The organism is Brevibacillus sp. SAFN-007a (assembly GCF_051967035.1).
GTDB lineage: Bacteria > Bacillota > Bacilli > Brevibacillales > Brevibacillaceae > Brevibacillus.
On sequence record NZ_JBQCKK010000031.1, the window covers coordinates 20,420 to 27,504 of the forward strand.

At 56.6% G+C, this 7,085-nt stretch carries 8 protein-coding genes; all 8 read left to right on the forward strand.

Features of this window, described 5'->3' with window-relative positions; all coding sequences use genetic code 11:
- Nucleotides 1-87: 87 nt before the first annotated feature.
- The 8 genes from ACTHO6_RS20145 to hisIE are packed head-to-tail and all read left to right on the forward strand — an operon-like array spanning nucleotide 88 to nucleotide 6,623.
- Nucleotides 88-1,263, forward strand: a complete 1,176-nt coding sequence (locus ACTHO6_RS20145; RefSeq protein ID WP_440243508.1) for an ATP phosphoribosyltransferase regulatory subunit — start codon at nucleotides 88-90, stop codon at nucleotides 1,261-1,263.
- A gap of 3 nt (nucleotides 1,264-1,266) precedes the next feature.
- Nucleotides 1,267-1,914, forward strand: a complete 648-nt coding sequence (gene hisG / locus ACTHO6_RS20150; RefSeq protein ID WP_440243510.1) for an ATP phosphoribosyltransferase — start codon at nucleotides 1,267-1,269, stop codon at nucleotides 1,912-1,914.
- A 24-nt stretch (nucleotides 1,915-1,938) separates the two neighbouring features.
- Nucleotides 1,939-3,234 carry a histidinol dehydrogenase gene (gene hisD / locus ACTHO6_RS20155; protein WP_440243512.1) on the forward strand — a complete coding sequence of 432 codons (1,296 nt, stop codon included), beginning with the start codon at nucleotides 1,939-1,941 and terminating at the stop codon, nucleotides 3,232-3,234.
- Nucleotides 3,234-3,833 carry an imidazoleglycerol-phosphate dehydratase HisB gene (gene hisB / locus ACTHO6_RS20160; protein WP_440243514.1) on the forward strand — a complete coding sequence of 200 codons (600 nt, stop codon included), beginning with the start codon at nucleotides 3,234-3,236 and terminating at the stop codon, nucleotides 3,831-3,833. The genes hisD and hisB overlap by 1 nt, the downstream gene beginning before the upstream one ends.
- A gap of 1 nt (nucleotide 3,834) precedes the next feature.
- The gene (gene hisH, locus ACTHO6_RS20165) at nucleotides 3,835-4,449 is read left to right on the forward strand and encodes an imidazole glycerol phosphate synthase subunit HisH (RefSeq protein ID WP_440243516.1); all 615 of its coding nucleotides are present in this window, start codon (nucleotides 3,835-3,837) and stop codon (nucleotides 4,447-4,449) included.
- On the forward strand, nucleotides 4,446-5,195 hold the full coding sequence (gene hisA / locus ACTHO6_RS20170; protein WP_440243518.1) for a 1-(5-phosphoribosyl)-5-[(5-phosphoribosylamino)methylideneamino]imidazole-4-carboxamide isomerase: 750 nt from the start codon (nucleotides 4,446-4,448) through the stop codon (nucleotides 5,193-5,195). Before hisH ends, hisA begins: the two co-directional genes overlap by 4 nt.
- Nucleotides 5,185-5,943, forward strand: coding sequence for an imidazole glycerol phosphate synthase subunit HisF (gene hisF / locus ACTHO6_RS20175; RefSeq protein WP_440243520.1), 759 nt, complete (start codon nucleotides 5,185-5,187; stop codon nucleotides 5,941-5,943). The genes hisA and hisF overlap by 11 nt, the downstream gene beginning before the upstream one ends.
- Nucleotides 5,940-6,623 carry a bifunctional phosphoribosyl-AMP cyclohydrolase/phosphoribosyl-ATP diphosphatase HisIE gene (gene hisIE / locus ACTHO6_RS20180; RefSeq protein WP_440243522.1) on the forward strand — a complete coding sequence of 228 codons (684 nt, stop codon included), beginning with the start codon at nucleotides 5,940-5,942 and terminating at the stop codon, nucleotides 6,621-6,623. The genes hisF and hisIE overlap by 4 nt, the downstream gene beginning before the upstream one ends.
- The last annotated feature ends 462 nt before the right edge of the window (nucleotides 6,624-7,085 follow it).

Below are 7,085 nucleotides of genomic sequence, written 5' to 3' on the forward strand. Positions count from 1 at the left end.
GGTCTTCGTGGTAATCTTCATCATAATACTTTACTTTGCTACCATATTAGCAGAGTAAAGCAATCGGATGATGTGGAGGGAATGACGATGGCGAAGCCGTTGGGATTCGAAAAACCGCTGGGGATGCGGGACATTTTACCGGAATCACTGGCGAAGCAACGGCATTTGGAGCGGGCGCTGCGGCATTGTATCGAACGGTGGGGGTACGAGGAAATTTCCACGCCGTCGCTGGAGTATTACGATACGGTGGGAACGGCGAGCGCAACGCTGACTGACCGAATGTTTCGCCTGTTGGATAAACAGGGGCATACCGTTGTGCTGCGGCCGGACATGACGACGCCCATTGCCCGCGTGGTTTCCTCTCTCTATAAAGATGTGCCGCTGCCGATTCGGCTGTTTTACCAGGCCAATGTGTTTCGCGCCCAGGAGAAGGAAGCGGGACGGAATGCGGAGTTTTTCCAGACGGGGATCGAGCTGATTGGCGACGGTTCGGTCGATGCGGATGCGGAGGCAATCGCCCTGGCCGTTTTTTGCTTGCGAGCGGCAGGCGTCGAGACGTTTCGAATCGCGATCGGGCACGTCGATTTTGTCGATGGGCTGCTGGAGGATGTGATTGCCGAGGAGGACGTGCGCCAGCAGTTCCGCCAGTATTTGTACGAGCGCGATTTCGTCGGCTTTCGCCAGTTGCTGGAGACGATTTCCATTGGTTCCGAGGGGAAAAAGCGGCTGGACGCCTTGCTTCGTTTGCGCGGGGGAAAAGGCAAGATCGCGGAGGCAAGGGAGCTTGCGGGCAGCGGAAAAGCAGGGCGGGCCGTAGAAACGGTTGCCTCCCTGTGGGAATCGCTGGAGGCTTACGGCGTCACGGAGGATTTGCTGTTGGACTTCAATCTGATTATCAATTTGAACTACTATACAGGCGTTGTCTTTGAAGGATACGCCGCTGATCTCGGCTCCCCGTTGTTGGGAGGCGGGCGTTACGATCAGCTTTTGGCCCAATTTGGCCGTTCTGCGCCTGCCACGGGATTTGCGATCAAAATGGATCGACTGCTGACGGTTACGCCGTCGGAGAGAGGCGAAACGCCAGAACGCATTCTGCTGGTGTACACAGAGGAGCAGCGGCGGGAAGCCTTGGCCAAGGCACAGCAGCTGCGGGCAGGCGGGCATGTGGTCGTTACCCGGCTCGTAACGGACAAGGCCGAACTGGCGGCAGAGAATGGGCAAGGCTACAGCCAGGTGATCTGCATGACGGAACAGGAGGCATAGGGGATGACGTTTTTCGCAAGGGAGCAAAAGCTGACGATTGCCATGCCCAAGGGGCGAATTTTTGAAGAGGCCGTGCACTTTTTGCAGCAGGCAGGTCTGGAGGTAACCGCTGAATTGCAGGATTCACGCAAGCTGGTCATCCCTGTGGAAAATACCCGGCTCGCATTTATCTTGGCAAAGCCTGCCGATGTCCCGACTTACGTAGAGTACGGAGTCGCCGATGTAGGCGTGGTCGGCAAGGATGTGTTGCTCGAAGAAGAACGGGATGTCTACGAACTGTTGGACCTACAGATCGGCTACTGCCGGATGATGGTCGCCGGATTGCCGGACTGGAAGCCGACAGAAGCGCCAAGAGTGGCGACCAAGTATCCGAAGATCGCTTCCCGCTATTTTCGCGAGCAGGGGCAGCAGGTGGAGGTCATCAAGCTGAATGGCTCGGTGGAGCTGGCGCCAATGATCGGGCTTGCGGACCGGATTGTCGATATCGTCTCTACCGGCCGGACGTTAAAAGAAAATGGCCTGGTGGAGTTGGAACATATTTGCGAGATTACGACGCGGCTGATTGCCAACCGCGCGAGCTACCGGATGAAAAGTGAAGCAGTTGATGAGATTGCCGGAAAATTTCTGGAGGTTGTTCCAGGCAGAAGATAGAGACGAGGAGGGGGGAGAACGGCCATGCGGATCATGGAAGCCAGTCAGTTTGACGCAAAGCGGTCAGTGGAGGCGGGCACGAAGGAGCAGCAGGAAGCGGTCAGAGCAATTCTCGCCGCTGTTCGGGAGCGAAAAGACGAAGCGTTGCGCGCATATACAGAGAGGTTTGACGGGGTGCGGTTGGAAACGTTTCGGGTGAGCGAAGCGGAAATCGCAGAAGCGAGCGAGCAAGTCTCTCCGCAGGTCCAAGTCGCTTTGCAGGAGGCGGCGGAAAATATACGCGATTACCATAGCCGTCAGGTGCGCCAGTCGTGGTTTCTGACGAAGGAGAGCGGGACGATGCTGGGACAGCTGATTCGCCCCTTGCAGCGCGCGGGACTGTATGTGCCGGGGGGCACGGCCGCTTATCCTTCCAGCGTCCTGATGAACGCGATCCCGGCCAAAATCGCAGGCGTTCCCGAGGTGGTCATCACCACCCCGCCGGGAGCGGACGGCAAGGTCAATCCGGCCATTCTCGTAGCGGCGCAGATCGCGGGCGTGACAGAGATTTACAAAGTGGGCGGAGCGCAGGCCATTGCGGCACTCGCCTATGGCACAGAGCAAATCAAGGCGGTAGACAAGATCGTCGGGCCGGGCAATATTTTTGTCGCATTGGCAAAGCGCGAGGTGTTCGGGCTGGTCAGCATTGACATGGTCGCCGGGCCAAGCGAAATTGCCGTGCTGGCTGACGACACCGCCAATGCCCGTTATGTCGCTGCCGATTTGCTGTCGCAGGCGGAGCATGATCCGATGTCGGCCGCGATTTTGGTCACGCCTTCGCGGGAGTTGGCCGAGCAGGTGGCGCTGGAGGTAGAGCGGCAGCTGGCTGAGCTGCCCCGCCAGTCGATTGCCGCGGCGGCGATTCGCGATTACGGAGCGATTTTGCTCGTGGAAGATTTGGACGAAGGGTTCGCCGTCATCAACCGGATCGCGCCCGAGCATTTGGAGATCATGATTGCGGAGCCTTTTGCGCAACTGGGCAAGGTGCAGAACGCCGGGGCGATTTTCCTCGGGCCGTACAGCTCCGAGCCTGTCGGCGATTATTTTGCCGGAACGAACCATGTGATTCCGACTAACGGCACGGCGCGTTTTTCCTCGCCGCTGTCGGTCGACGACTTTATCAAAAAGTCCAGTGTCGTTTCTTACAGCAAAGAAGATTTGCTGAAAAACGGGCCGAAAATCGTCACCCTGGCCGAACAGGAAGGGCTGACGGGGCATGGACGCGCCATAACCGAGAGACTGCGCGACTTTGATCGCAACGAGCAGGAGTGTGACCAGTGATGAGTGACCGTACAATCCGCACGGCAGCAATTGAACGCAACACCAATGAGACGCAAATCGCCCTTTCGTTTGCGGTCGATGGGGCAGGCGAAAGCAAGCAGGAGTCGGGAGTGCCTTTTTTGGACCACATGCTGGACCTGTTTACCCGGCACGGACATTTTGACCTGACCGTTCAGGCAAAAGGGGACATTGAGATTGATTACCACCACACGGTAGAGGACATCGGCATCTGTCTCGGGCATTGCATCCGGGAGGCACTGGGCGACAAAAAAGGGATCAAGCGCTACGGAAACGCTTTTGTTCCGATGGATGACGCGCTGGCGCAGGTTGTAATCGACATTAGCAATCGGCCGCATCTGGAGTATCGGGCCACGTATCCGACGAACATGGTGGGACAATTTTCGACGGAGCTGGTGCATGAATTTTTGTGGAAGCTGGCGCTCGAAGCGCGGATCAATCTGCATGTGATTTTGCATTACGGCCACAATACCCACCACATGATTGAGGCGATTTTCAAGGCGATGGGCCGTGCGCTGGACGAAGCGACGACGATCGATCCGCGTGTAAAAGGGGTCCCGTCTACCAAAGGGGTTTTGTAGGATGATCGGCATTATTGATTACGGCATGGGCAATTTGTACAGCTTGAGCAAGGCATTGGAGCGGCTCGGCTATTCGTATGAGTTCGTTTCTGCGCCTGAGCGGCTGCAGGAGTACAGCGGGCTGATTTTGCCGGGGGTAGGCGCTTTTGGCGACGCGATTGCCAATATCAGGGGGATGGGCCTGGATCGGGCGATTCATGCATATGCGGCTTCCGGCCGACCGATTCTCGGCATCTGCCTGGGGATGCAGCTTTTGTTTGACAAAAGCGAGGAGCACGGCGAAAACACCGGGCTTGGTCTGATTCGCGGGGAAGCGGTGCGTTTTTCCGGCGATTACAAGGTGCCGCACATGGGCTGGAACCAGTTGCGCCTCCAGCAGGAGCATCCGCTTTTGGAGGGGGTGCGCGAAGGCGAGTACGTTTACTTTGTGCACTCGTACCATGTGCGGTGCAAGCCGGATGTGCTGCTGGCAACAAGCGACTATTATCAGGAGGTCACGGCGATTGTCGGGCGCGGTCACGTGTACGGGATGCAGTTCCACCCGGAAAAGAGCGGGGAGACCGGGATGCGGCTGCTGCGCAATTTTGCCGTTCAATGCGAGGGGGTTTTGGCGTGAGTTTTCTCATTTATCCAGCAATTGATATTCGCGGCGGAAAATGTGTGCGGCTGTTTCAAGGGGACTATGCCCAAGAGACCGTGTACGCCGATTCACCTGTTGCCATGGCCAAGCGTTGGGTCGAGCAAGGGGCCGAGTGGGTGCACCTGGTCGATCTGGACGGGGCCAAGGAAGGAAAGCCGGCCAACGCGTCCATCATCAAGGAAATCGCCCGTACCGTGTCTGTCCCTGTGCAAGTGGGCGGCGGCATTCGGACGGAAGCGCAGATCAAGGACTATTTGGAGGCGGGGGTAGCGCGGGTGATCGTCGGCACGGCCGCGATTGAAGACGAGCCTTTTACCAAACGGATTTTGCAGACGTACGGCGACAAAATCGCGATTGGCCTGGATTGTCGCAATGGGCGGGTCGCCACGCGTGGCTGGCTGGAGACAACGGACGTCGCAGCGACAGAGCTGGCACAGCGGCTGGTGACATACGGGGCGGAAACGTTTATTTATACCGATATTGCCCGTGACGGCACAATGACGGGGCCAAACGTCGAGGAAATTGCAGCGCTCGCGGTAGCAACAGGCAAGTCGGTGATTGCCTCGGGAGGCGTGAGCCAGCTGAATGATTTGTTTGTTTTGGCTGAACATGCTACGGATGGCGTGTCCGGCGCGATTGTCGGAAAAGCGCTGTACACGGACGCTTTCACACTGAAAGAAGCGCTGACTCGCTTGGAGGGACGTGAGCTGGATGTTGGCTAAAAGAATCATCCCGTGCCTCGACGTCAAGGACGGGCGAGTGGTAAAAGGGGTTCAGTTCGTGGGGCTGCGCGACGCCGGCGATCCGGTCGAGCTGGCGAAGAAGTACAGCGAGGAGCGTGCGGACGAGCTGGTGTTTCTGGATATTTCCGCTTCCCACGAAGGGCGCAAGACGATGGTGGATGTCATTGAGCGGACGGCGGCGAACATTACGATTCCGTTTACCGTTGGCGGCGGCATCAACAGTGTGGAGGACATGAAGCGGATTTTGCGCGCCGGAGCGGACAAAATTTCGCTGAACACAGCCGCTGTGCTTCGTCCCGAGCTGGTTCGCGAGGGGGCGAATGTGTTCGGCTCCCAGTGCATCGTGGTCGCGATTGACGCCAGGTCGGTAGGGGAAGGACAGTGGGAAGTGTACACGCACGGCGGGCGCAATGCGACGGGAAAGGATGTCGTCAGCTGGGCGCAGGAAGTGGAGGCGCTGGGAGCAGGCGAGATTCTTTTGACCAGCATGGACGACGATGGCGAGAAAAAGGGCTTTGGGATCGAATTGACCAAACGCGTCTCGGAAGCGGTACACATCCCGGTGATCGCTTCTGGTGGGGCAGGCTCGAAGGAAGACTTTTACGACGTGCTGACGGCGGGGCGGGCAGATGCCGCTCTGGCCGCTTCCATTTTCCATTACGAGGAGACTTCCATTCAATCGGTGAAAGAGTATCTCCAGACCAAAGGAGTTGTCGTACGGCCATGACAGTAGAGCTTCTGGCAGCAAAAAACGTGCGTTTTGACGAAAAAGGACTGATTCCGGTCATTGTGCAGGATGCAGTAAGCAAGGCTGTTCTGACGCTTGCCTACATGAATGAGGAGTCTTTGCAGCGATCGCTTGAGACGAAAGAGACGTGGTTTTGGAGCCGTTCGAGACAGGAACTATGGCATAAAGGAGCGACGTCCGGCCATACACAGCGGATTGTTTCCATCCAGGTGGATTGCGACGGGGATGCGCTCGTGGTGCAAGTCGTGCCGAATGGGCCAGCCTGCCATACGGGGACCTATAGCTGTTTTGCCGGGGAGCTTTTGCCAGAGGGACAGGAGCGAAAGACGGCAGGGAGCGGCGAGAAAGCCGTCACAGCCGAGAAGGGTTCGACAGTCGACCGGTTTGCGATTCTGGGCGAACTGGAAGCGTTGATTGCCGCCCGCGAAGCTGAGCGCCCGGAAGGCTCGTACACGACCTATTTGTTCGAGAAAGGCGTCGACAAGATTTTGAAAAAAGTCGGGGAAGAGGCCGCCGAGGTGATTATCGCCGCGAAAAATCGCAGTCACGAGGAATTGCGCTACGAGGCTTCCGACTTGATTTTCCACCTGCTTGTCCTGCTGCGGGAGCAGAAGCTGCCGCTGGATGATGTGCTTGACGAGCTGCAGCGAAGGCGGTGAGGGTGCTGGTGTTGCTTGCTTTTGAAAGTGCGGTACCTACTATAAGAAGCAACCAGTAGTGAACAAGGAGCCGTTGCCCTTCAGGTTTGGGGGAGGCGGCTCCTTTGCTGCTTTTTCAGGGCGCAGCGGCAAAGGAGACAGCGGAGGTTTTGGGATGGCTTTGGAAGAAAAAAACTTTTAAATTAGCTATTGATTTCGTTTTTTATATGTGATAGATTATTCCTTGTCGCCAAGAACGACGACAAAAAACGAGTCAAGACAACAGCATTCGATAAAAAAGCTCTTGACTTGTGAAAAATGAACGTGATAAGATGAAAAACGTTCTATCAAAAATGCTCTTTGAAAACTGAACAGCGAAAGCGTTGATGAGTCTATCATTTTTTAAATGATTTGCCAGCTTGAACCAGCAACAAACTTTATTGGAGAGTTTGATCCTGGCTCAGGACGAACGCTGGCGGCGTG

Bases quoted from the DNA above. Each gene is read 5' to 3' on its own strand.
- ACTHO6_RS20145 (WP_440243508.1), top strand. From the start codon at position 88: ATGGCGAAGCCGTTGGGATTCGAAAAACCGCTGGGGATGCGGGACATT.
- hisG (WP_440243510.1), top strand. From the start codon at position 1,267: ATGACGTTTTTCGCAAGGGAGCAAAAGCTGACGATTGCCATGCCCAAG.
- hisD (WP_440243512.1), top strand. From the start codon at position 1,939: ATGCGGATCATGGAAGCCAGTCAGTTTGACGCAAAGCGGTCAGTGGAG.
- hisB (WP_440243514.1), top strand. From the start codon at position 3,234: ATGAGTGACCGTACAATCCGCACGGCAGCAATTGAACGCAACACCAAT.
- hisH (WP_440243516.1), top strand. From the start codon at position 3,835: ATGATCGGCATTATTGATTACGGCATGGGCAATTTGTACAGCTTGAGC.
- hisF (WP_440243520.1), top strand. From the start codon at position 5,185: ATGTTGGCTAAAAGAATCATCCCGTGCCTCGACGTCAAGGACGGGCGA.
- hisIE (WP_440243522.1), top strand. From the start codon at position 5,940: ATGACAGTAGAGCTTCTGGCAGCAAAAAACGTGCGTTTTGACGAAAAA.